23 protein-coding genes, 1 tRNA gene and 2 pseudogenes are annotated in these 22,252 nt (G+C 70.1%); 18 read left to right on the forward strand and 8 right to left on the reverse strand.

The window, feature by feature from the left end:
- Positions 1–125 precede the first annotated feature (125 nt).
- Positions 126–1,307 (reverse strand): sensor histidine kinase, encoded by a 1,182-nt coding sequence (locus ACWD4O_RS21785; RefSeq protein ID WP_451281998.1) that lies wholly within the window; start codon positions 1,305–1,307, stop codon positions 126–128.
- A gap of 194 nt (positions 1,308–1,501) precedes the next feature.
- On the opposite strand from ACWD4O_RS21785, the gene ACWD4O_RS21790 reads away from it, so the two are divergent.
- From ACWD4O_RS21790 to ACWD4O_RS21855, 14 genes and pseudogenes are all read left to right on the forward strand, one after another.
- Positions 1,502–1,942 (forward strand): NADH-quinone oxidoreductase subunit A, encoded by a 441-nt coding sequence (locus ACWD4O_RS21790; RefSeq protein ID WP_451281999.1) that lies wholly within the window; start codon positions 1,502–1,504, stop codon positions 1,940–1,942.
- Positions 1,933–2,541, forward strand: coding sequence for an NADH-quinone oxidoreductase subunit B (locus tag ACWD4O_RS21795; protein ID WP_451282001.1), 609 nt, complete (start codon positions 1,933–1,935; stop codon positions 2,539–2,541). The genes ACWD4O_RS21790 and ACWD4O_RS21795 overlap by 10 nt, the downstream gene beginning before the upstream one ends.
- On the forward strand, positions 2,538–4,073 hold the full coding sequence (locus ACWD4O_RS21800; protein ID WP_451282003.1) for an NADH-quinone oxidoreductase subunit C: 1,536 nt from the start codon (positions 2,538–2,540) through the stop codon (positions 4,071–4,073). Before ACWD4O_RS21795 ends, ACWD4O_RS21800 begins: the two co-directional genes overlap by 4 nt.
- The gene (locus tag ACWD4O_RS21805; RefSeq protein ID WP_451282005.1) at positions 4,070–5,038 is read left to right on the forward strand and encodes a complex I subunit 1/NuoH family protein; all 969 of its coding nucleotides are present in this window, start codon (positions 4,070–4,072) and stop codon (positions 5,036–5,038) included. Before ACWD4O_RS21800 ends, ACWD4O_RS21805 begins: the two co-directional genes overlap by 4 nt.
- Before the next feature lie 2 nt (positions 5,039–5,040).
- The gene (locus ACWD4O_RS21810; RefSeq protein ID WP_451282006.1) at positions 5,041–5,613 is read left to right on the forward strand and encodes a NuoI/complex I 23 kDa subunit family protein; all 573 of its coding nucleotides are present in this window, start codon (positions 5,041–5,043) and stop codon (positions 5,611–5,613) included.
- On the forward strand, positions 5,610–6,287 hold the full coding sequence (locus ACWD4O_RS21815; protein ID WP_451282008.1) for an NADH-quinone oxidoreductase subunit J family protein: 678 nt from the start codon (positions 5,610–5,612) through the stop codon (positions 6,285–6,287). Before ACWD4O_RS21810 ends, ACWD4O_RS21815 begins: the two co-directional genes overlap by 4 nt.
- Positions 6,287–6,688, forward strand: a complete 402-nt coding sequence (gene nuoK, locus ACWD4O_RS21820) for an NADH-quinone oxidoreductase subunit NuoK (RefSeq protein ID WP_450946084.1) — start codon at positions 6,287–6,289, stop codon at positions 6,686–6,688. Before ACWD4O_RS21815 ends, nuoK begins: the two co-directional genes overlap by 1 nt.
- Positions 6,685–8,679 (forward strand): NADH-quinone oxidoreductase subunit 5 family protein, encoded by a 1,995-nt coding sequence (locus tag ACWD4O_RS21825; RefSeq protein WP_451282011.1) that lies wholly within the window; start codon positions 6,685–6,687, stop codon positions 8,677–8,679. The genes nuoK and ACWD4O_RS21825 overlap by 4 nt, the downstream gene beginning before the upstream one ends.
- Before the next feature lie 6 nt (positions 8,680–8,685).
- Positions 8,686–10,260: an NADH-quinone oxidoreductase subunit M gene (locus ACWD4O_RS21830; RefSeq protein ID WP_451282012.1), complete on the forward strand. Its 1,575-nt coding sequence runs from the start codon at positions 8,686–8,688 to the stop codon at positions 10,258–10,260.
- Positions 10,257–11,792 (forward strand): NADH-quinone oxidoreductase subunit N, encoded by a 1,536-nt coding sequence (locus ACWD4O_RS21835; protein ID WP_451282014.1) that lies wholly within the window; start codon positions 10,257–10,259, stop codon positions 11,790–11,792. The genes ACWD4O_RS21830 and ACWD4O_RS21835 overlap by 4 nt, the downstream gene beginning before the upstream one ends.
- Positions 11,793–11,998: 206 nt before the next feature.
- Positions 11,999–12,862: a zinc metalloprotease HtpX gene (htpX, locus tag ACWD4O_RS21840; RefSeq protein WP_451282016.1), complete on the forward strand. Its 864-nt coding sequence runs from the start codon at positions 11,999–12,001 to the stop codon at positions 12,860–12,862.
- Positions 12,863–12,885: 23 nt separating this feature from the next.
- Positions 12,886–12,987 (forward strand): annotated as a pseudogene (locus ACWD4O_RS21845) (YccF domain-containing protein); the annotation flags it as partial.
- A 49-nt stretch (positions 12,988–13,036) separates the two neighbouring features.
- Positions 13,037–13,291 carry a hypothetical protein gene (locus tag ACWD4O_RS21850; RefSeq protein WP_451282018.1) on the forward strand — a complete coding sequence of 85 codons (255 nt, stop codon included), beginning with the start codon at positions 13,037–13,039 and terminating at the stop codon, positions 13,289–13,291.
- Positions 13,292–13,360: 69 nt separating this feature from the next.
- On the forward strand, positions 13,361–13,579 hold the full coding sequence (locus ACWD4O_RS21855) for a hypothetical protein (RefSeq protein WP_451282019.1): 219 nt from the start codon (positions 13,361–13,363) through the stop codon (positions 13,577–13,579).
- Positions 13,580–13,821: 242 nt separating this feature from the next.
- Here the strand turns inward: ACWD4O_RS21855 and ACWD4O_RS21860 are convergent, their stop codons facing one another.
- Positions 13,822–14,223 (reverse strand): YccF domain-containing protein, encoded by a 402-nt coding sequence (locus ACWD4O_RS21860; protein WP_450946092.1) that lies wholly within the window; start codon positions 14,221–14,223, stop codon positions 13,822–13,824.
- Between the two features lie 117 nt (positions 14,224–14,340).
- On the opposite strand from ACWD4O_RS21860, the pseudogene ACWD4O_RS21865 reads away from it, so the two are divergent.
- Positions 14,341–14,439 (forward strand): annotated as a pseudogene (locus tag ACWD4O_RS21865) (YccF domain-containing protein); the annotation flags it as partial.
- Positions 14,440–14,540: 101 nt separating this feature from the next.
- Positions 14,541–15,113, forward strand: coding sequence for an SMI1/KNR4 family protein (locus tag ACWD4O_RS21870; RefSeq protein WP_451282022.1), 573 nt, complete (start codon positions 14,541–14,543; stop codon positions 15,111–15,113).
- A 137-nt stretch (positions 15,114–15,250) separates the two neighbouring features.
- Here the strand turns inward: ACWD4O_RS21870 and ACWD4O_RS21875 are convergent, their stop codons facing one another.
- Positions 15,251–16,501, reverse strand: a complete 1,251-nt coding sequence (locus ACWD4O_RS21875; protein WP_451282024.1) for an APC family permease — start codon at positions 16,499–16,501, stop codon at positions 15,251–15,253.
- Between the two features lie 203 nt (positions 16,502–16,704).
- On the opposite strand from ACWD4O_RS21875, the gene ACWD4O_RS21880 reads away from it, so the two are divergent.
- Positions 16,705–16,971 carry a GlsB/YeaQ/YmgE family stress response membrane protein gene (locus ACWD4O_RS21880; RefSeq protein WP_451282026.1) on the forward strand — a complete coding sequence of 89 codons (267 nt, stop codon included), beginning with the start codon at positions 16,705–16,707 and terminating at the stop codon, positions 16,969–16,971.
- Between the two features lie 76 nt (positions 16,972–17,047).
- Here ACWD4O_RS21880 and ACWD4O_RS21885 read toward each other — a convergent pair whose 3' ends face one another.
- The gene (locus ACWD4O_RS21885; protein WP_451282028.1) at positions 17,048–17,536 is read right to left on the reverse strand and encodes a YajQ family cyclic di-GMP-binding protein; all 489 of its coding nucleotides are present in this window, start codon (positions 17,534–17,536) and stop codon (positions 17,048–17,050) included.
- Between the two features lie 225 nt (positions 17,537–17,761).
- Between ACWD4O_RS21885 and ACWD4O_RS21890 the strand changes: the two genes are divergently transcribed.
- A tRNA-Tyr gene (locus tag ACWD4O_RS21890) sits at positions 17,762–17,843 on the forward strand.
- Between the two features lie 154 nt (positions 17,844–17,997).
- On the opposite strand, the gene ACWD4O_RS21895 is transcribed toward ACWD4O_RS21890, so the two are convergent.
- The 4 genes from ACWD4O_RS21895 to ACWD4O_RS21910 all read right to left on the reverse strand — a co-directional run bounded on the left by ACWD4O_RS21895 (position 17,998) and on the right by ACWD4O_RS21910 (position 22,251).
- Positions 17,998–19,359, reverse strand: a complete 1,362-nt coding sequence (locus tag ACWD4O_RS21895) for a tyrosine-type recombinase/integrase (protein ID WP_451282162.1) — start codon at positions 19,357–19,359, stop codon at positions 17,998–18,000.
- Positions 19,359–19,718: a helix-turn-helix transcriptional regulator gene (locus ACWD4O_RS21900; protein ID WP_451282030.1), complete on the reverse strand. Its 360-nt coding sequence runs from the start codon at positions 19,716–19,718 to the stop codon at positions 19,359–19,361. The genes ACWD4O_RS21895 and ACWD4O_RS21900 overlap by 1 nt, the downstream gene beginning before the upstream one ends.
- Before the next feature lie 39 nt (positions 19,719–19,757).
- The gene (locus tag ACWD4O_RS21905) at positions 19,758–20,987 is read right to left on the reverse strand and encodes a DUF3631 domain-containing protein (protein ID WP_451282032.1); all 1,230 of its coding nucleotides are present in this window, start codon (positions 20,985–20,987) and stop codon (positions 19,758–19,760) included.
- Positions 20,988–21,345: 358 nt separating this feature from the next.
- Positions 21,346–22,251: a bifunctional DNA primase/polymerase gene (locus ACWD4O_RS21910; RefSeq protein WP_451282034.1), complete on the reverse strand. Its 906-nt coding sequence runs from the start codon at positions 22,249–22,251 to the stop codon at positions 21,346–21,348.
- Position 22,252: the final 1 nt, after the last annotated feature.

Here is a 22,252-nt window from a genome sequence, read left to right on the forward strand (position 1 = left end):
GTCCTACTCGTCGCGCAGCTGTCGATCCGTACCTCCCACACTCCTCGGCGGCGGACGTGTGGACCATGGAGTCCGTCGGCCTCTTGGAAGGGGGGTTTTCCCTACCCCCGCTCCGGTCCCCGGTCCTACCCCCGGTCCCGCCAGGGCAGTTCCGCGGTCACCGTCGTGGGACCTCCCACCGGCGACTCGACGACGAACAGCCCGTCGACCGCGTCCAGCCGCTCCGAGAGCCCCCGCATGCCCGTCCCGCCGTCGATCCGTGCGCCGCCGCGGCCGTCGTCCCAGACCTGGATGAGCAGCCGGTCGTCCGTCCGCCACACATCGACCGACGCCGTCCGGGCCCGGCTGTGCTTGCTGATGTTCTGCAGCAGCTCGGAGACGGTGAAATAGGCGATGCCCTCGATGGCCTGCGCCGGTCTGGACATCAGATCGGCGGTCACCTTCACCGGCACCGTGCAGCGGGTGGCCACCGAGGACAGCGCCGCGTCCAGGCCCCGGTCGGTCAGGACGGCCGGGTGGATCCCGCGGGCCAGGTCCCGCAACTCCTGCAGCGCCAGCTTCACCTCGCCGTGCGCCTCCTCCACCATCGCCGCCACGACGTCGTCGGCCTGCCCCTCCAGCAGCTTCTCCTTCGCCAGACCCAGCCCCATGGCCAGATTGACCAGCCGGGCCTGCGCGCCGTCGTGCAGATCGCGCTCGATGCGCCGCAGGTCGGCCGCGGCCGTGTCGACCACGATCCCGCGGTCCGACTCCAGCTCCGCGATCCGCCGCTCCAGCTCGTCCGAGGGGGACAGCAGTCCGCGCACCATCGCCCGGTCCGCGTTGGCCAGCCCGCGCGCCAGGAACGGCAGCACCGGCCACAACACGAACAGGGACGGCACGACCAGGCCGAACGTCAGCACCCCCCAGGGCAGCCGGACGAGGTCGTACAGCACCGCCCGCCAGGCCACCGGATCCTTCAGCGCCAGCCACAGCCGCGCGAACAGCCCGCCCGCCCTGCGCAGCGGCAGCGGGCTCGGCTCGTCGATCCGCACGCCCAGCAGCCGGCGCGCCCGCGCCCGCTCGAACCGGCCCAGCAGACGCGATCCGGCCAACCCGAGCGCGAGCAACGGAAACCCGACCACGGTGACCGTCAGCGCGGCCCCGGTGACGATCATCGTCATCACATACGTGAACCCGATCAACGACATCGGCAGATTCAGCAGAAGATGAGCGATCTCCTTCCAGGTCTGCCGGTCGTAGGCGAAGCGGGCCGGGGGCGGACGATCGTCGCCGGGAGCGGCCGAGTGGCCGGCGGAAGCGGTCATATGGGCTAGCCTGCCGCGCCGCGAGGCCGCGCGCCATGAGGTCTGCTGCCTTGCTCGACCGGGGGAAAACCCCCGTCCCGCATCCGGTCCCGCACCCGTCCCGCATTCCGACCTGTGACGGGCTGCTTACCGTCCCTTTATCAGGGCCTAGACTCCCGTGCATACAGATCGTCGAAGGGGAGCGAGGGACGGACGTGCGGGAACCGACCGTCGATGTCGCGGCGGATTTCGCGGCTGACCACCACGTCGCGGCCGGCCACTTCGCGGTGGACTACTTCGAGTCCTACTCCGTCGTCGGACTGCTCGCCGTCGTCGGCGTGCTGTTCGTCGCCGTCGCCTTCGGCGCGGGACGCCTGCTGCGCCCGGTGGTCCCCACCCCGGAGAAGCTGCTGACGTACGAGTGCGGAGTGGATCCGGTCGGCGAGGGCTGGGCCCACACCCAGGTCCGCTACTACGTCTACGCCTTCCTGTACGTGATCTTCGCGGTCGACTCGATCTTCCTCTTCCCCTGGGCGACGGTCTTCGCGGCCCCCGGCTACGGCGCGACCACCCTCGTCGAGATGTTCATCTTCCTCGGCTTCCTGGCCGTGGGCCTGCTGTACGCATACAAGAAGGGCGTCCTGACATGGACGTGACGCCGTCGGAGCCTGTTCTCCTCCCGGAGCCGAAGCGGCTGGGCAGCCTGGCCCGCCTCGCCCCCGAGCCGATGAAGGTGATCCTGAACTGGGGCCGCCGCTACTCGCTCTGGGTCTTCAACTTCGGTCTTGCCTGCTGCGCGATCGAGTTCATCGCCGCGTCGATGGCCCGCCACGACTTCATCCGCCTCGGTGTCATCCCCTTCGCGCCGGGCCCGCGCCAGGCCGACCTGATGATCGTCTCCGGCACGGTCACGGACAAGATGGCCCCGGCCGTGAAGCGCCTCTACGAGCAGATGCCCGAGCCGAAGTACGTCATCTCCTTCGGCGCGTGCAGCAACTGCGGCGGCCCCTACTGGGACTCGTACTCGGTGACCAAGGGCGTCGACCAGATCATCCCGGTGGACGTGTACGTGCCGGGCTGCCCGCCGCGCCCGGAAGCGCTGCTCCAGGGCATCCTCAAGCTCCAGGAGAAGATCGCCCGCGAGTCCCTGGACGAGCGCTACGGCACCTCCGCCGCCCGCCCCTCGGCGGCGGCCCTGCAGAGCGGCCTGGTGCGGCCCCCGGCTCCCGCGTCCCCGCCGGAGGACGCCCGATGACCACGATCGGCTGGCTCCCGGCCCCCGCCGAGGAACTCTTCGGCCCCGAGGCCACGGCCGAGGAGTCGTACGACGTCCTGACGGTGGACGTCCCCCCGGCATCCTGGACCGACGCCCTGCGCGTGGCCCGCGACCGCCTCTCCTGCACCTACTTCGACTGGCTGAGCGCGGTCGACGAACCCGGCACCGGCTTCCGCGTCTCGGCCCATGTCGTAGCCCTGTCCCCGGTCCGCCGTCTCCTCCTGCGCACGACGATCCCGCACGAGGCCCCCACCCTCGCCTCCGCCGTCGACGTCTACGCCGGCACGGCCTGGCACGAACGCGAGACGCACGAAATGTTCGGCGTCACCTTCGAAGGCCACCCCGGCCTGAACCACCTCCTTCTCCCGGAGACCTTCGAAGGCCACCCCCTGCGCAAGGACTTCGTTCTCGCGGCCCGCGTCGCCAAGGCCTGGCCCGGCGCGAAGGAACCCGGCGAGTCCGAGCACGGCGGCCCCAAGCGCCGCCAGATGCTCCCCCCAGGCGTCCCCGACCCCAACGAATGGGGCCCTCTGAAGGGCCAACTTCCCCCGGCCCCGACCCGCCCGACCCGAGCAGCGGCAGGCCGAGCAGCAGCCGACCGCCCACCCCGCCGCACCCGCACAACAGCAGAGGGCTCAGCCAGCCAGCCCCCGACAGAGACGCCGGCGGCGACCACGACACCGAGGTCGCCACAGGCACCGAGGTCGCCTCAGGCACCGACGTCGCCACAGGCACCGACGTCGCGACAAGCACCGGCGGGGCCGCAGGCAGCGGCAGCGGCACCGGCGGCGGCGGAAACCGAGGCGGCCGCATCGCCCGGTGCAGCCACGCCGACCTCGCCCACCTCACCGGCTCCCTCACCTCCGGCCGGCCCGCGCCGCGCCCGCAGCGCAAGCGCCGGCTCGGCCTCCCAGCGCACCCAGCCTCCGACGGCATCCCCCGACACCTCCCCCCGCCCCTCCACAGCCCCTCGCAGCTCCGACGCCCCGTGGCACCACGCCCGCCCGGCATTCGACGCCCCGGAACAGACCCAGAAGCCGGAGCCGGGGTCGGAACCGGGTTCGGTGGCAGAGCCGGTGCCAGGACCGGAGCCGGTGGCAGAGCCGGTGCCAGGGCCGGAGTCGGAGTCGGCGTCAGGGCCGGACTTGGAACGGGACTCGGCCGAGCCCGAGCCCGAGCAGAAGCCCGAGTCCGAACCGCAGGAGAAGCCGGAGCCTGAGCAGCAGCGGGAGCCTGAGCCTGAGCCCGAGCAGTCGGAGCCCGAGCTGCAAGAGCCTCAGCAGCAGCGGGAGTCGGACTCGAAGCCCGAGCCGCAGCCGGGGCCCGACTCGAAGCCCGAGCCCAGGTCGGGATCCGAGCCGAAGCAGGATCCCCCGCGGACGAGCCCCGAGCAGCCCGCCTCCGAGCAGCCCGCCTCCGGGCAGTCGGCCTCGGGGCAGCCGACCGCTGGGCAGCCCGCCCCGGGACAGCCGGCCCCCGCCCCCGAAGACCCCACAGGAGGTCCGCAGTGAACGACGCTCTCGACGTCGCCCTGCGACTGCTGGTCGTCTTCGTCGTCTTCCTCACCTTCCCCCTGATCGTCGGTCAGACCGAGCACAAGGTGATGGCCCATATGCAGGGCCGCCTGGGCCCGATGTACGCGGGCGGCTTCCACGGCTGGGCCCAGCTCATCGCGGACGGCGTGAAGTTCGCGCAGAAGGAGGACATCGTCCCCGCGGGCGCGGACCGCCGTATCTTCCAGCTCGCGCCGGCCGTAGCCCTCCTCCCGTATCTGCTCGTCCTCCTCGCCATCCCCATCGGCCCGGGCGAGGGAGCCGTCGGCCAGGTCCTGGACGCGGGCATCTTCTTCGTGCTCGCCGTGATGGGCGTCGGCGTACTCGGCTCTCTCATGGCCGGCTGGGCCAGCGCCAACAAGTTCTCCCTTCTCGGCGGCCTGCGCACCGCCGCTCAACTCCTCGCCTACGAACTCCCGATGCTGCTCACCGCCGCCTCGGTAGCGATGGCGGCCGGCACGGTCTCCCTGCCGGGCATCGTCGACGCCTTCGAGTGGTGGTGGCTGCCGTGGCAGATCACCGGCGCGATCGTCTTCTTCATCGCCGGTCTCGCCGAACTCCAGCGGCCCCCGTTCGACATGCCCGTCGCCGACTCGGAGATCATCTTCGGCGCGTACACCGAGTACACCGGCCTGCGTTTCGCGCTCTTCCTCCTTGCCGAGTACGCCGGAATCGTCGTCCTGTGCGGCCTGACCACCGTCCTCTTCCTGGGCGGCTGGCACGGCCCCTGGGGTGCGGACGGCCTCGGCTGGGTCTGGACCCTGCTCAAGTCCGCCGTCCTCGCCTTCGTCGTGATCTGGCTGCGCGTCACCTATCCCCGACTGCGCGAGGACCAGCTCCAGAAGTTCTCCTGGACTTTCCTCGTCCCCCTCTCCCTCGCCCAGATCGCCCTCACCGGCGTCGTCAAGGTGGTGATCCAGTAACCATGGCCCCCATTCCCGGTAGTGGCCTCGCCAAGGGCCTGGCCGTCACCCTCCGCACGATGACGCGGAAGACCGTCACCGAGCAGTACCCGGACGCCCAGCCCGATCTCCCGCCCCGCACGCGCGGCGTCATCGGCCTGTTCGAGGAGAACTGCACGGTCTGCATGCTCTGCGCCCGTGAGTGTCCCGACTGGTGCATCTACATCGACTCCCACAAGGAGACGGTGCCGCCCGCCGCCCCCGGAGGCCGCGAGCGCAGCCGTAACGTCCTCGACCGCTTCGCCATCGACTTCTCGCTCTGCATGTACTGCGGTATCTGCATCGAGGTCTGTCCTTTCGACGCCCTGTTCTGGTCCCCGGAGTTCGAGTACGCCGAGACCGACATCCACGAGCTCACCCACGAACGCGACAAGCTCCGTGAGTGGATGTGGACGGTCCCGGCCCCGCCCGCCCTCGACCCCGCCGCCGAGGAGCCGAAGGAGATCGCGGCCGCCCGAAAGACCGCCGAGAAGCTGGCGGCCGCCCAAGCCGCCGCCCAGGCCGAGCCCACCGACCCCCAGGGAGGAGAGTCGTGACCCTCGCCGAGGCCGCGCACGGCTTCCTCTCCCCGACGGGCGTCGAGATCGCCTTCCTGCTCGTCGGCCTGGTCACTTTCGGCGCGGCCCTCGTCACCGTGACCACCAAGCAGCTGGTGCATGCGGCCCTGTGGCTGGTGGTCGCCCTCGGCGGCCTCGCCGTCGAGTACCTCCTGCTCACCGCCGAGTTCATCGCCTGGGTGCAGGTCCTCATCTATGTCGGTTCCGTCGTCGTGCTCCTCCTCTTCGGTCTGATGCTCACCAAGGCCCCCATCGGCCGCTCACCGGACGCGGACTCCGGCAACCGCTGGGCCGCGCTCACGGTCGCCGTCGCCGCGGCCGCCGCTCTGATCTGGGTGGTCGTCGACGCCTTCCGGGCCACCTGGATCGACCTGGACGGCCCGGCCGCCGGCTCGACCGAGGTCACCGGGGCGAGCCTCTTCCAGAACTGGGTCCTCCCCTTCGAGGCACTCTCCGTCCTTCTCCTCGCGGCCCTGGTCGGCGCGATCGTCCTCTCCCGCAAGGCGACGACGGAGTCGAGCCCGCCCCCTATGAACTCCCGAGCCGCCACCAAGAGTTCCCGATCGGTCACAGAGAGTTCCGGGAATTCCGAGGCCTCCTCGTCCGCCCCGGACGCCCCGAAGAACCCGGCCGAGCAGGAAGGCACCCGCTGATGCACCTCGCCTATCCCGCCGTCCTCTCCGCCCTTCTCTTCTGCACCGGCCTGTACGGCGTCCTCGCCCGCCGCAACGCGATCCTGATCCTGATGTCGGTCGAGCTGATGCTCAACGCCGTCAACCTGAACCTGGTCGCCTTCGACGTCTGGCTCAACAAGGCCGCCGTGGAGACCCTGCACTCCGGCCAGGCCCTGACCCTGTTCACCATCGCCATCGCCGCCGCCGAGATCGGCATCGGCCTGGCGATCGTCCTCGCCGTCCACCGCAATCGCGGCACCGCGGACATCGACCGGCTCCGCGACACCGCCGAGGGCCACGAAAGCCCCGCGACCGACGGCCCCGACAGCGACGCCACCGCGACCGGAACGGCCGCCGAGAAGGCTGAGGCCACCGCGTGACCACGACCACCCTCGCCGTCCTCGTCCCCCTCCTTCCGTTCCTGGGCGCGGCCGCCGGCCTGCTCCTCGGCCGCACCGCCCCCGGCTTCGTCCGCCCGCTCGCCGTCCTGCCGACCCTCGCCGCCCTCGTACTGGCCGCGATCGTCGCCGTACGCCAGAGCGGAGACGCCGCTGTCACCGCGGCCACCGAACTGACCCCCACCGGCTCGATCCCGATCGAACTGGCCCTGTACATCGACGGCTTCGCCGCCCTCGTCGCCGTCCTCGTCGGTCTCGTCGCCACCTGCGTGCAGATCTACTCGACCGGCTACCTGCGCGAGGACCCGCGCTACCCCTCCTACGCCGCGCTCGTCTCCCTCTTCACCTCCGCGATGTTCCTGGTCGTCTACTCCGGCGACCTGATCGTGCTGCTGGTCGGCTGGGAAGTCATGGGCATCTGCTCCTACTTCCTGGTCGGCCACTACTGGGAGACCCCGGAGGCCCGCGCCGCCTCCATCAAGGCCTTCCTCGTCACCAAGCTCGGCGACGTCCCCTTCCTCATCGGCCTGTTCGCCCTCGCCACCGACGCCGGGTCCTTCCGGATCACGAAGGTCCTCGCCGCCGTCGCGCACGGCGGGCTCGACCACCCGACCCTCGTCGCCCTGCTGCTCCTCGCGGGGGTGGCCGGCAAGTCCGCGCAGTTCCCGCTGCACACCTGGCTTCCCGATGCGATGGCGGGCCCCACGCCCGTCTCCGCGCTCATCCACGCAGCAACGATGGTCGCCGCCGGCGTCTACTTCGTCGCCCGTCTCCTCCCGGTCTTCGAGGCCTCGTCGGCCGCGATGGTCGTCCTCGCCGCGATGGCCGCCGTCACGATGGTCGGCTCGGGCCTGGCCGCCCTCGCCCAGGACGACATCAAGCGCGTCCTCGCCTACTCGACGATCGGCCAACTCGGCTACATGACCGGCGCCCTCGCCGTAGGCGACCGCGGGGCCGCCGTCTTCCACCTCCTCTCGCACGGCGCGTTCAAGGCACTGCTGTTCCTCGCGGCCGGCGTGATCATCCACGCCGCCGGCACCAACTCGCTGGCCGCCATGTCCCGCATGAGCCACCTGCGTGACCGCGTCCCCGACGCCTACTGGACGATGACCGTGGCGCTCCTCGCGCTCGCCGCGATTCCGCCGTTCAGCGGCTTCTTCTCCAAGGAGTCCGTCCTCGGCGCCGCCGAGCACGTGACCGCCGGCCACACCGAGCACGCCCCCGCCGCAGCGGGCTGGATCACCCTTGTCGCCGGCCTGATCGCCGCCCTCCTCACGGCCGCCTACGCGACCCGCCTGTGGCTGCTGACCTTCCGCGGCCGGGGCGTCGAAGCCCCCGACCACGGCCGCCAGCCGCTGACCATGACCGTGGTGCTGTGGGTCCTGGCCGTCCCCTCCCTCGCCCTCGGCGGGCTCGCCTACCGCACGCTCCCCGACTGGTTCGACGGCAACGACCTCGCGCCGACCCTGACCACCTCGGTCCTCGGCACCGGCGTGGCGCTGGCCGGCGGACTCTTCACATACGCCGCCTGGCGCCATCTCGCCGGCCTCGCCGCGCGCGTGCCGCTCGGGGCGGTCGCCGCCCACCCGCAGGGCGACGCGGCCCAGGTCGAGGCCGAGGCCATCGCGACGCACGCGCCCGCCTACGGAGGCGTGGCCTCGGCCCCCGACCCGGCGGACCCCGGACGGCTCCTGCTCGGCCCGCTGCACCGCCATGCGGCCGTCGGCTTCCACCTGGACGCCGTCTACCAGACGTTGTTCGTCCGCCCGGTCCAGGCCGCCGCAAGCCTCGTGCGGTTCCTCGACCGCGAGGTCGTCGACACCTACGTACGCGGCGCGGGAGCGCTGCCCCGCTGGCTCGGCGCCGCCGTACGGCGCGCCCAGACCGGCAACCTTCAGACCTATGTGAGCGCGCTGCTCGCCGGCACCGTCGTCCTGGCGGTCGCCGCCCTTCTCGTCGCTTCGGGAGCGTGAGCAGGCGTGATCGATATCAACGAGTCCGTGATGCAGTTCCTTCTGGCGTTCATCGTGGTCGGCCCGCTCCTCGGGGCCGTCGCCGCTCTCCTGCCGGCCCCGCCGGGACTGAAGGGGAAGTCACCCGAGCAGGCCGTGCTGAGGCACGGCGTGACCGTGACCGGCGTGATCCTCATCGCCGCGATCGTCCTCGCGCTCGGCTTCGACCACGACCATCCGTCGAAGATGCAGGCCAGCACGGACATCAGCTGGATCCCCGCACTCGACGTGCGCATCCACCTCGGCATCGACGGCATCTCCCTCCCCTTGCTGGTCCTGACCGCGCTGCTGACCTTCCTCTGCGCGCTCTACTCCTACTTCAAGATGCCGGCGGGCCCGTCCCCGAAGGCATTCGTGGCGCTCGTGCTCGTCCTCGAGTCCGGCACCCTCGCGGCCTTCGCCGTCCTCGACCTGCTGCTGTTCTTCCTCGCCTTCGAGATGGTCCTCATCCCGATGTACTTCCTCATCGCCCGCTGGGGCGGCGAGGGCCGGACCCAGGCGGCCTGGAAGTTCATCCTCTTCACGCTCCTCGGATCCGTGGTCATGCTGCTCGGCCTGCTCCTGATCGGAATCAAGGCGGGCACCTTCGACATGGTGGCACTCGCCACTGACAACGGCCGGTCGCTGACCACATCCGTGCAGGTCATCGCCGTTCTGGCGATCGGGCTCGGGCTCGCGGTCAAGACCCCGATGTGGCCCCTGCACAGCTGGCTGCCCGACGCCCACACCGCCGCCCCGACCGTCGGCTCGGTCCTGCTGGCCGGCGTGCTGCTGAAGATGGGCACGTACGGGTTCGTCCGGATTCTGCTGCCGGTCGCGCCGGACGGCTTCCGCGTCTTCGCGCCCTACCTCGGGGCCTTCGCCGTCGTCGGGATCATCTACGGATCCCTGGCCTGCCTGGCCCTGGCCAAACAGGGCGCGAAGGGCGACCTCAAGCGGCTGATCGCCTACTCCTCCGTCGGCCACATGGGCTTCGTCCTCCTCGGCATCGCGACCATGACCCCGACCGGCGTGAACGGCGCCCTGTTCGCCAACATCGCCCACGGCCTCATCACCGGCCTGCTCTTCTTCCTGGTCGGAGCCCTGAAGGACCGAACCGGCACGACCGACCTGGACACCCTCGCCGAGCAGACCGGCGCCGCCCTGTACGGCAGGACGCCCCGCCTCGGCGGCCTCCTCGCCTTCGCCGCGGTCGCCTCGCTCGGTCTGCCGGGCCTCGCCGGGTTCTGGGGCGAGATGCTGGCCCTGTTCGGCGCTTTCGACCCCGCCGACGATCTCAGCCGACCCGCCTTCCTCACCTTCATGGCGATCGCCGCGTTCGGCACCCTGCTGACGGCCGCGTACCTGCTCGTCGTGGTCCGCCGCGTCTGCATGGGCGCCGTCCCGCAGGACGCCCCACACCTCGCCGACGTGCAGACCTACGAGTTCGCGGCCTGGACCCCGCTCGTCGCCCTCACCGTCGCTGCGGGCCTGTGGCCGAAGGCCCTCCTCGGCCTGACCGACCCGGCCGTGCAGCAACTCCTCGCAGGAGGCACCCGATGAGCTCCCTGGCCCAGCCCCTGGCCCGACCTCTCGCCGAGTCGATGGTCCAGTCCGTCGACTGGCTGGCCATCGCACCGCCCACCCTCGCGGCGGTCGTCGCCCTCGTCGTGCTCGTCGCCGACCTCTTCGTCGCCGACGCCCGCAAGCCGCTCCTCGGCTGGCTCTCGGTCGCGGGCCTCGCGGCCTCCACCGCCCTCCTGCTGCCCCTCCTGGACGGCGACCGCTCCACCTTCTGCCTGACCGGCGACACACGCGTGTGCAGCTACACGGCCGACCGCTTCACCCTCGTCATCCAGTTCCTGGTGCTCGGCGGAGCGCTGCTGGCAGCCCTTCTGTCGGTCACCGCCCTGAAGGACGCGCGCGGGAGGCTCCCCGAGGGGGAGTTCTGGTTCCTGCTGCTGTCCTCCGCCGCAGGCGCCGCACTGCTGCCCGCCTCCCGCGACCTCGCCACCCTCGTCGTCGCCCTGGAGGTCGCCTCCCTGCCCGCCTTCGCCCTCGTCGGCATACGGCACGGCGACCGCAGGTCCTCAGAGGCGGCCCTGAAGTTCTTCCTGTCGTCGGTCACCGCGACCACCGTCAGCCTCCTGGGCATCAGCTTCGTGTACGCGACGACCGGCACGCTCTACCTCACCCAGGTCGCCGACCGCATCCAGCACGTCGACGGCCAACTCCACACCCTCGCCCAGACCGGCGTGGTCCTCACCCTCATCGGCTTCGCCTTCAAGACGGCTGCCGTCCCCTTCCACTTCTGGGTCCCCGACACCTACGTCGGCGCCCCCCTGCCCATCGCGGCCTACCTGTCGGTCGTCGGCAAGGCGGTCGGCTTCTCCGGCCTCATCCTCGTCACCGTCATCGGCTTCCCCTCGTACGCCGACGTCTGGGGCCCGGCCCTGGCCGCACTGGCCGCCCTCACCATGACCGTCGGCAACGTCGGGGCCCTCCGCCAACAGGCCACACGCGCGTACAGCGCCGTACGACTGCTCGCCTGGTCCTCCGTGGGCCAGGCCGGCTACCTCCTCGTACCGATCGCCGCCGCCGCGTACACCGACGACGCCGAGCACGCCATCGGCTCCACCGTCGCGTACGCCCTCATGTACGCCGCCGTGAACCTGGGCGCCTTCGCGGTGGCCGCCCTCGTGGGCCGTACCAGCACGACGAACCGGATCGCGGACTACCGCGGCCTGTACGCGAGAAACCCCCTGTCGGCCCTAGTCCTGGCCTTCTTCCTGCTCTGCCTCGCCGGACTGCCGCCGGGCATCATCGGCCTCTTCGCGAAGGTCACCGTCTTCTCGGCGGCCGTCGACGCGGGTCTCGGCTGGCTCGCGGTCGTCATGGCCGTGAACGTCGTCATCGCCCTGTACTACTACCTCCAGTGGACGGCCCTGCTCTTCCGCGCCCCCGAGGGCCAGGCGGAGAAACACCGCGTCCCCGTCCCGCTGACAGCCGCGATCACCCTCACCGCCGCCCTCGGCGTCGTCCTCTCCGGAGCACCCCAGCTGGTCCTGCGCTTCGCCGACACCAGCCTCTTCTGAGCCTTCACGCGCGCGTACGCCCCCGTCCTCACCCGGACGGCCCACACGCCTGCCCGAAGGCACAAGGGAACTAGTGCCTCCCGCCTGGCGTTGACCAGTACGGGAGGGTGCACTGGAGGTGCACCACGGCACCAGTGCCACCGGAGAACAGCAAGATCCGCAAGCAAGCAAAGGGTTCCCCTGCTGCACGACTTGGAGGGCGTACCGTGCACCGCCGGCACAACGGGCTCAGGACCGCAGTACTCCTCGGGGGGCTGTCGGCACTCATCATCGTCATCGGCAGCTTCTTCGGCCGCATGGGGCTCGTCGTCGCGGTCCTGATCGCACTCGGCACCAACGCGTACGCGTACTGGAACAGCGACAAGCTCGCGCTACGCGCGATGCGTGCCCGCCCGGTGAGCGAGTTCGAGGCCCCTGCCCTATACCGGATGGTCCGCGAACTCTCCACCCAGGCCCGTCAGCCCATGCCCCGCCTGTACATCTCCCCGACCGAGGCGCCCAACGCCTTCGCGACCGGCCGTAATCCGCGCAACGCCGCCGTGTGCTGCACGGAAGGCATCCTGCGCCTGCTCGACGAGCGTGAACTGCGCGGAGTCATCGGCCACGAGCTCAGCCACGTCTACAACCGCGACATCCTCATCTCCTCGGTCGCCGGCGCGCTGGCCTCCGTGATCATGTTCCTGGTCAACTTCGCCTGGCTGATCCCGATCGGCCGCTCGGACGACGATGACGGCCCCGGCATCCTCGGCATGCTCCTGATCATGATCCTGGGCCCGCTGGCCGCCAGCGTCATCCAACTCGCCATCAGCCGTTCCCGGGAGTACGAGGCGGACGCCTCCGGCGCGCAGCTCACCGGCGACCCACTGGCCCTCGCGAGCGCCCTGAGCAAGCTTGAGACGGGCACCAAGCAGCTTCCACTGCCGCCGGAGCCCCGCATCGAGACCGCGAGCCACATGATGATCGCCAACCCCTTCCGCCCAGGCCAGGGGCTCTCCAAGATGTTCTCGACACATCCGCCGATGGCGGAGCGCATCGCCCGGCTCGAGAAAATGGCAGGTCGCCACCGGTGAAGACCATCCCGAACATCATCTGACTGATCCTGAGCGGCTTTTGGCTGTTCCTCGGCCACCTGCTCGCAGGTGCGCTGCTCTGCATCACGATCATCGGCATTCCCTTCGGGACCGTTCTTCTCCGTTCGGCGGGCGTGCCCGTCGCGACGGTCCGCTTGTGGCGGGAAGCGACGGATGATCGGTGGCGCCACGGGACGATCGGCTTCCCTGGGGGCGCTGTCGATCGCGCCGCAGATTCCGAAGCCTGGGCTCGCGGTGAAAAACGGCTATGACAGCCATATCGACGTATTGAGCAAAATCTGCGTCTTCCGCCAGGCCGTCATTACCGTCCAGGCGTGCGCGGGCAAAACCCGGGCGCAGAACGAGGCGATATCGAAGCAACCACCCTGCGGTGATCGCCGTCTCCACAGAACGGCAGCGGTGTCGTGATCCTCACGGCTTTGCGGTGGCGTCAAACCGCCCGCTATCCTACCCGATGGGGAGAAAAAATTGAAGAACATGCGTCGCGTTCTGGCTGTTTCCGCTGTGGGCGCCATCGCCGCTTCGTCTCTGGCGCTGGGAGTCGGTTCGGCCTCCGCCGCCACCGCCAAGCCTCGCCTCACCACCAGCGCCCTCGCCTGTCAGACCCTGGGCAACACCTGGGCTCAGCAGGGGAAGATCACGGGCTTCCGATGTGTCCAGACCAAGGACAACGCGTGGGCCCTTTACACCTGGTAGACCCCGCTCGGTAAGGGGAGGGGGCGCGGACGCGCCCCTCCCCTTTATCGCGCATGCGACACCGGACCGCTCGCCGCATTCGTGAAACATCCGGATGTGCCCGGCTGCATCCACTATGCGAATATCTCGGCGCGCCTCGCGAATGACGGCATGTGACCCCGCTCGCCTATCCGCCGGGGATTACGGGACAGCCCTCAAAGGACCTTTAGGACTTTCCTCTAGCTCCGCTTGTAAACATCAATTCAGCGGCCGCCAAAACCCTGGTCCGTTGCTACCACTTCGCGTCCCAAAGGCATCAGAGAGATCGGGATCAGCTTCAGGTTGGCCCACCCGAACGGGATGCCGATGATCGACAGGAACAGCGGGATGCTCGTGACCAGGTGGGCCAGAGCCAGCCACCAGCCCGCGAAGATCACCCAGATCACGTTCCCGATGAAGGATCCCGCCCCAGCTCCCGGCCGCTCCACGGTGGTGCGGCCGAACGGCCAGATGACGAAGCCGGCGATGCGCAGCGACGCGATGCCGAACGGGATGGTGACGATCAAGATGAAGCAGATCAGCGCGGCAATGGTGTAGCCGATCGCCATCCAGATGCCGCAGAAGACGAGCCAGATGATGTTCAGCAGCAGGTTGAAGAGCTTCATGGTCGGTACCTCTCCAGGTCGGTCCGTCGGCATGCCTGCTACCACCAGTATCAGCTGGTCACGCGTTCAGGTGGAACCGCAGCGCCCTTGTAGCGTGATCGAGAACCCTCGGAGACGATCCCGTTCGGAATCGCGGCATGCCGAATCGGCCCGGTCTCGCTGTTCCCGCTGGGCCGCGAAATCGTGCCCACGGACCAGCCGTTCGCGTCGCGCTGACGAGGCGCGCCCGATCCGCTCCACATCGTGCGGGATATCCACAACGGGCAGGTTGTCCACAGGCCGTCCCGATTGTCAGTGGCGGCCTGCATCATGAACGCATGACCGAGAACGAGCAGTTGCTGGCAAGGGTGGCGGCCAAGGCGGCCACCACCCGCCCGTGGGGCCGGCCTGCGCTCCCCGATCCCGTGGACGAGGACACCGTGGCCCGGACCGAGGCCGCCCTCGGTTTTCGCCTGCCCCCACTGCTCGCCGACCTCTACCTGCGCATAGGGGACGGCGGATTCGGCCCGGAGTACGGACTGCTGCCCCTGTTCGACAGCACTCCGGCCGGCGAGCCCGCCGCCGTGACCCAATACCTCGTGAACTGCGAGAGCGGTCGTGAGGATCCCGACTGGCCCTGGCCGGAGGGCGTCCTGCCGATATCCCACTGGGGCTGTGCCATGTACGCGTGCGTGGACTGCCACTCTCCACAGGCGACCGTCCTGCTCTTCGAACCGAACCCCGGCGACCCCGACCACGCCTGGTTCGTGGACGCCCCCAGCCTCGCGGACTGGCTGCGCACCTGGCTCGACGGCACGGGCTGGTACGACGTCATGGACGAGGACCTGAAACTGACCCCTTGGACCGAGTTCCGCATACGCACGGCGGTGAATCGGATGCCGACGCCGTAGGGGCCAGGGCCATCGGCGCGCGCAACTGTGCAACAGCGCGACCGTCAGCCGTCAGCCGTCAGCCGTCAGCCGTCAGCCGTCAGCCGTCAGCCGTCAGCCGTCAGCCGTCTGTCGTAAGTCGTCAGCCGTGGGTACGGCTATCGGGCATCGAGTCGCTGCCGTACCCCATACGCGATCACCCCCGCCGTCAGTACTCCCGCCCCCGTCACCACCGAAGTTCCCGGCAGCGCGAACGCGAGCACCAGGCAGCCCAGGAGCCCGATCGCGGGCAGCGCACGCTTCGCCGGAGCCGAATCGAGCGTCCACGCCGACGCGTTGGCCACCGCGTAATAGGCCAGCACACCGAAGGAGGAGAACCCGATCGCGCCGCGGACGTCCACCGTGGCGGCCAGGACCGCGACGACCGCGCCCACGGCCAGTTCGGCCCGGTGGGGCACCTGGAAGCGCGGGTGCACGGCGGCCAGGGCACCGGGCAGGTGCCGGTCCCGGGCCATGGCCAGCGTGGTGCGCGAGACGCCCAGGATGAGGGCGAGCAGCGAGCCCAGCGCGGCCACGGCGGCCCCGGTCCGCACCACCGGTACCAGCCCGGGCGCCCCCGCCGCCCGTACCGCGTCCGCCAGCGGCGCATCCGCCCGCCCGAGATCGCCCGCTCCCAGCACAGAAAGGACAGCGACCGCCACGCACGCGTACACGGCCAGCGTGATGCCCAGGGCCAGGGGGATCGCGCGGGGGATGGTGCGCGCAGGGTCCCGCACCTCCTCGCCGAGGGTCGCGATGCGGGCGTACCCGGCGAAGGCGAAGAACAGCAGACCGGCGGCCTGCAGCACCCCGCCGAGGCCATCGGAGAGCCCGACGTCCAGCCGACCCGCGTCGGACGCGTCGGACCCCAGGCACACGACCACCACGGAAGCGAGGACCGCCAGGACCACCGCCACGATCGCCCGCGTCAGCCAGGCGGACTTCTGGATGCCGCCGTAGTTCACCGCGGTCAGCGCCACCACCGCCGCGACCGCCACGGCGTGCGCCTGCCCCGGCCAGACGTACGCCCCGACCGTCAGAGCCATCGCCGCACAGGAGGCCGTCTTCCCGACCACGAACGACCAGCCCGCCAGGTACCCCCAGAACGGGCCGAGCCGCTCGCGCCCGTACACGTAGGTGCCGCCCGAAGCCGGATACAGCGCGGCGAGGCGCGCCGAGGACATGGCGTTGCAGTAGGCGACCAGCGCGGCGAGCGCGAGTCCGAGCAGCAGCCCGGAGCCCGCGGCGTGCGCGGCGGGAGCCAGCGCCACGAAGACGCCGGCGCCGATCATCGAGCCGAGCCCGATCACGACGGCGTCGCCCACGCCCAGAGTCCGCCGCAGCTCGGCGGGCGGTCCGGCCTGTGTCATGTGCCGCACCTTACTGATCGCCCTGGTCCTGGACGGAACCGCCGGGTGCTGCCGTGACGTCGTCCTCATGGATACGACACGACATGAACCCGCGTGCGACGCAGGACGCGGGGCGCGTCGGAGACGAGCACAGCCCGTCCGGAGCGAGGGACATCACAGTGCCCGGACAGTGCGGGCACAGCACGGAAGGGCAGGTTCAGGGCATGAGCATCATCAGCTGGATCATCCTGGGGCTGTTGGCCGGAGTCATCGCCAAGGTCCTGCTGCCGGGTCGTGACCCGGGCGGCTTCATCGGTACGACGTTCATCGGCATCGCGGGCGCGTTCATCGGCGGCTGGATATCGGCCCGCTGGCTCGACCACCCGATCACCAAGGACTTCTACGACGGCGCGACGTGGGCCGCGGCGGTCGGCGGATCGCTCGTGCTCCTGATCGCCTACCGCCTGCTGTTCGGCAACTCGCGCGACTGAGCGAGGTCCTTGCTCGTATCGCCCCGAGGCGCGCTGACGGGCCGGCCGACGTGACAGTCGGCCGACCGGCGTCCGACTACCGGTAGTTCACGAACTGCAGGGCGAAGTCGAAGTCCTGGCCCTTGAGCAGGGAGATGACGGCCTGCAGGTCGTCGCGGCTCTTGGAGCTGACGCGCAGTTCCTCGCCCTGCACCTGGGCCTTCACGCCCTTGGGGCCCTCGTCGCGGATGAGCTTCGCGACCTTCTTCGCGTTGTCCTGGGAGATGCCCTCCTTGATCTCCGCGAAGAGCTTGTACTCCTTGCCGGAGAGCTGGGGCTCGCCCGCCTCCAGCGCCTTCAGCGAGATCCCGCGCTTGATCAGCTTCGACTGGAAGACGTCGAGGACGGCGTTCACCCGGTCCTCGGAGTTCGCCTCCATCAGGATCTTGTCTCCGGACCACGAGATCGAGGCGCCGACGCCCTTGAAGTCGTAGCGCTGGGAGATCTCCTTGCCGGCCTGGTTGAGGGCGTTGTCGACCTCCTGCCGCTCGACCTTCGAGACGATGTCGAAACTGGAGTCGGCCATGTCCTGTGGCTCCTTGTATCGGGGTGCGTGTCGGGTGCGTATCGGCGTACTTGGGGGTGGCCGCCGAGCCCGGCGTGATCCCGGGCCGCATCCGGACAAGCCTAGCCACCCCGCCCCCTCCGGGCGGCGCGGAATCAGGTGGCGAAGCACCCCTGGGCATCGGGTATCGTTTACGTCGTTGCCAGGGAGCACCGCCGAAAAGCGGTTCGAACGGGCAGCGACCCCGGCGGTGTGCCCGAGCGGCCAAAGGGAGCAGACTGTAAATCTGCCGGCTCAGCCTTCCCAGGTTCGAATCCTGGCGCCGCCACGCTGAGAGCGAAGGGTCCGTGACCTGCTTACACAGCAGGTCACGGACCCTTCGTCATGCTCCCTGGCGAGTGGTGCACTGTCTCATGGTGTCTCGCGTTCGAACGCCCTATCTCGGGGTGCGTGGACGGTGCGTGGACGGGATTTTCAGCCCTTTACCCGCGCTGCTCCAGTCGAGCGGAGATCTTGGCGTTTGCAGCGTCGTCGCCGCCCTTGAGGAACTTGGCGTACACCCGGAAGAGCACCGCCACGCTGTGGCCGGCGCGCTCTGCTACGAGCTGAGGTTCCACCCCGGAGCTGAGCCAGGTGGATACCGCGGCGTGGCGAAGATCATATGGGCGCTTCGCCAACGTCGACTCGAACTCTGCCGTGGTGAGTGCGTGCTTACGCGCCGCTGCCCAGACTTCGCCGTACCCGGTGTCTTGGACGAGTCCACCGCGCATGGTCTGGAAGAGCCGGCCGTCGGGGGCCGTGCCGTACGCGGTGACGTGCCACCGGAGCAGGGCGACCAGGTCCGGCGGGATCGGAACGTGCCGGACCGCCTTACGCGGGCGGTGCTTGAGCCCGCGCCTGTCGTGTGCCTCCCCGTTGTTCGTCCACGCCTTGCCCGACCGGGGGCGCGTCTCTCGAAGCTTGAGCACGCCCCACCCCCGGCGCGGTAGGTCGCAGTCGCCCCGTCGTAGCCCGATGACTTCCGCCGGTCGGGCCGCGGCGTAGTAGATGCAGGCGAAGAACGCCACGAGACGGCGACCGCGCGGGCTCTGGTCTCGTACGGAGACCAGTAGTTCGGCCGCTTGCTCAGGGTTGGGCACGCCGGCCGGGTCTACTTCCTCCACCACCTGCTCTGGCGCTTTCCACTTGATGCGGGTGAGCGGGTTATCGGTGAGGAGTTCGGCCTCAACCGCGTACTCAAGCGCGTTGTAGAAGATCGCACGCTTCCGACTGATGGTGCCCGGAGCCGCGGTCGCGCCGTCCAGTTTCTTGGAGATCGCACGGAGACTGCTCCGGACGACAACGAGGTCCGAGAGCGCCGACGTCGGCAGCGACTTGCGCTTGAACCAGTCCAGCACCTTGGCGACGTCGGCGGGGGCTTCCTCCTCCCAACGATTCTTGTTGAAGGCCCAGCCGTATAGGGCGGTGCGGGCGACGCGCGCGTCCGGCATGCCCTTGGTGTCTTTGACGAATGTGGGCGTCACAGTGGCCATGGCTTCGGCGAGAGTGCGCCGTGTCGAGGCGGGCGAGTCGTCCCACTTCATCTCTATGTAGTTGCGGGCGTGCTCGTACCACGAGATGTCTCGGTCCTTCACGACCAGGGACTTCGGCAGCCCGCTATCGACGTCGAACGGCTCGCCTTCTCGGGCTGCGGTGATGAGCTGGGCCCGGCGGCTCTCCGCCAGGCCCAGGGTGAGGAACGACTCCGAGTGAGGACGGGCGCCCACCTTCCAACGGAGTTGGTAGGGCTTCCGGTAATCGCGCTTCCGGATAGCCCAGATCTTGACGGTGTAGCTCCACTCGATCACGCGGCGTCCATTTCGTTCATGAAGGCGTCCAGGACGCTTCGGCGCACGCGCACGCGACCGGTCGGCGTGAGCTTCGCCTCGGGGCCGAGTCCGCGGTCGCGCCAGCGGTACCAGGTAGCGCGGGTGATGTTGAGTTCGGTGAGTACGTCGGTGAGCGGCAGCCACTCGTCTACGGGGGAGCGGCGGCGACGGGCAGGGGCGGCCATGGCGGCATCTCCTCGGATCAGCAGCAGGGAGGAAGGGGAGGCGGTCTCCGCCCCCTGGGGGATCCGCCACGTCCGCCACGCCGCCACATCGCAGGTCAGAGCCTTGATCGTGTGGCGGATGGCGGTTGTGTGGCGGATGGATGCCGCCACACCCGGCAGGTGCGGCGGCATTGGGAGGCACTTGTTCGGCTAGCCGGCGGGGGCGGGCTGTGTGGCGGATACCGTGACCGTGTGGCGGATGGCCGTGGCGGTATCCGCCACGGATTCACCCCCGCTGACCTGCGGTGTGGCGGACGTGGCGGACGTGGCGGATTCTCCGGGGTGCGGAGGGCAGTACCGCGTCCAGGCGTCCGTGAGGTCTTCCGCGTAGTAGCCCTTGGGGAACCCGGAGGGGGTGCGGATGCCTCGCGGTTTGATCGGCTTGTTGCCGGGAGTGACGTACTGGCCCAGCAGACGGGCGAGGGTGCGGGCGTTGATCGGCTTGTCGTCCAGGTCGCCCCACGGGCTCTCGTCCATGCGCAGCAGGCACTCGATGATGGCTGCGGTGGGCATGCGGTCGATGCCGCCGAACACCTTGTCACGCAGGTCGGTCAGCAGCCGGACCCCGAGTGAGGCTTCGTCGTTGTCGTGGGCTGCGCTGATCAATTCCAGGCAGGCGGCGCGTGCCCTCTTGGGCCACTCGCCGCCGGCCGCGTCCGCGACGGCGAGCAGGGGTTCCCAGACGTCCGCGGGCCGGTCGGAGACTCCTTCGGGCAGCTCCGGCCAGGCTTCGGCGACCTGGTCGCGGACGGTGTCGGCCCACTTGGCGAGCCGCTCGCGCAGGGCGTGTCCCTGCTTCTCGTGGATGCGCTGCCGGTACGGCTCGACCTTCTCGTTCGGGGCGCGCTTACGCATACGGATGATGACCGAGCGGGTCAGCACGGTATCGGGCAGCGAGCCGATGCCGGCCATGGCGACCGCGCAGTAGGAGCCGAAGACCTGCGCGTTCTGGTTGGAGCCCTCTCCGACGCAGCGCAGGGCACCGCCGATGCGCCGGTATCCGGCGTTCAGGAAGCCGCGCAGAGCTTCATCGGCCCCGGCCTTGGGGCCGAAGATGGTGTCCACTTCGTCGAACAGCACGGTGGGCAGGCCCTCGGCGGAGTCGACCAGCCGATAGAGGGCGTTGGCGGACGCGGACACGGTGGCGACCGGGCGGGGCGTGAGCGTTTCCACGATCTCCAGCGCCCGTGACTTGCCCGAGCCTGGCTCCGGGGACAGGAACGCGATGCGGGGCGTGGTCTCGAAGCAGTCGATGAGGTGGGCGTGACCGTCCCACAGGGTCACGGCCACGTAGGCGGCTTCGGTGGGGAAGACGTTGAAGCGGCGGTGGAAGGCTTCCACCTCATTGAGCAGTGCGGCCCCGTCGATGGTGTCGGTCATGCGGCGGCCCTCCCTTCCTGGGGAGTGCGGAGCGGGCAGAGGTCTCGGTGTGCGGCGTGCGCATCGATCAGGGCGAGCACGCGGTCACGGCCGACGGCGCTGCGGTCCCAGCCGCACAGGCATCGTGAGGTGGCGGTCGGCGTGGCTCCACATCGGTGCGGCGGCTGGATGTGGAGCCACGCCACGGGGTACCGGCCGTCGCCCTGCTGTGGGTCAGTGCGAGGTGCTGAAACGACGCCCTTGCGGGCGGCGACCTTCGGTTCGCCCTCGGCCGCCGGTGGCGGGGCCGGTTCGGCGGGGCGCGGGCCGGTCGGGGCGGGGATGGGGCTTTTACCTGCGGGGCGGGGTTCGGGAGTGGTCATGCCGTCGTCCGGGGCCAGGCGGTGCGGATGGAGTAGTCCAGGGCCTTGCGGATCGTGTTGCGGCACTCGGCGGGCGGCAGTCCCGCCAACTCGCCCCCGCAGGTAAAAGCCGCTTCGACGGTGGCGCGGTCGAGGTCTCCCCAGGCCACGAACCGGCCCACGGCCCGTACGGCGCGCAGGAGTTCGGCCTGACGTCCGCCCTCGGCAGTGGCGGCCACGGCCGCCACCTCCCGTTGCAGGACGGCGGCGGCGTACCGGTCGGTGTCGCGGGTGGGCATGGGCAGGATCGGGGCCGCGGCAAGCCTCTGAGGAGTCGTCAGAGCCTTCTGCAGCCATTCAGGAAGGTTCGCAACGGGCGCGTCGTCCAGGACCGCGTACAGGCCTTGTGGCGTCATGCTGCCCGGGGCGACGACCTGCCCGCCCCATGCGCGGGTGTCGACCTTGGGCGTGAGGGTGCCGGTCGTGTTGGTGAACCGGACGTCGGACGGCGCGGTGAAGTAGAGGTGTTCACCTCCGCTGGGGGTTCGGATACTGCGGGTGGCGGGGGCGGTCTGCCCGGCGCGCTCGCAGAGCGCCAGGAAGTTGGCCGCGCCGTCAGGCGTGCCCTCTTCGTCTGTGGGCTTGAGCGTGTCCAGGTCGACGACCAGCAGCCCGGCGGGGCCGGTGGCGATGCCGACGTTGAACGGGCCAGCAGCCCAGCAGCGTTCGATGCGGGCGGGGTCGACGGTGGCGCGCTGCTCGAACGTGCGGTGCCCGTCGGCGCAGTCGCCGGTACGGGGGCAGCGGCGCTCGCCGTGCAGCGCAGGGACCTTGCTGCGCGGGCGCAGCGGGATGACGGGCCAGCCGCGTGCGGCGGCGTTCAGCGCAGCGCGCAGCAGCGCCGGACGGGGGTCATGGGTCATG

This window comes from Streptomyces sp. NPDC002623, assembly GCF_053592635.1.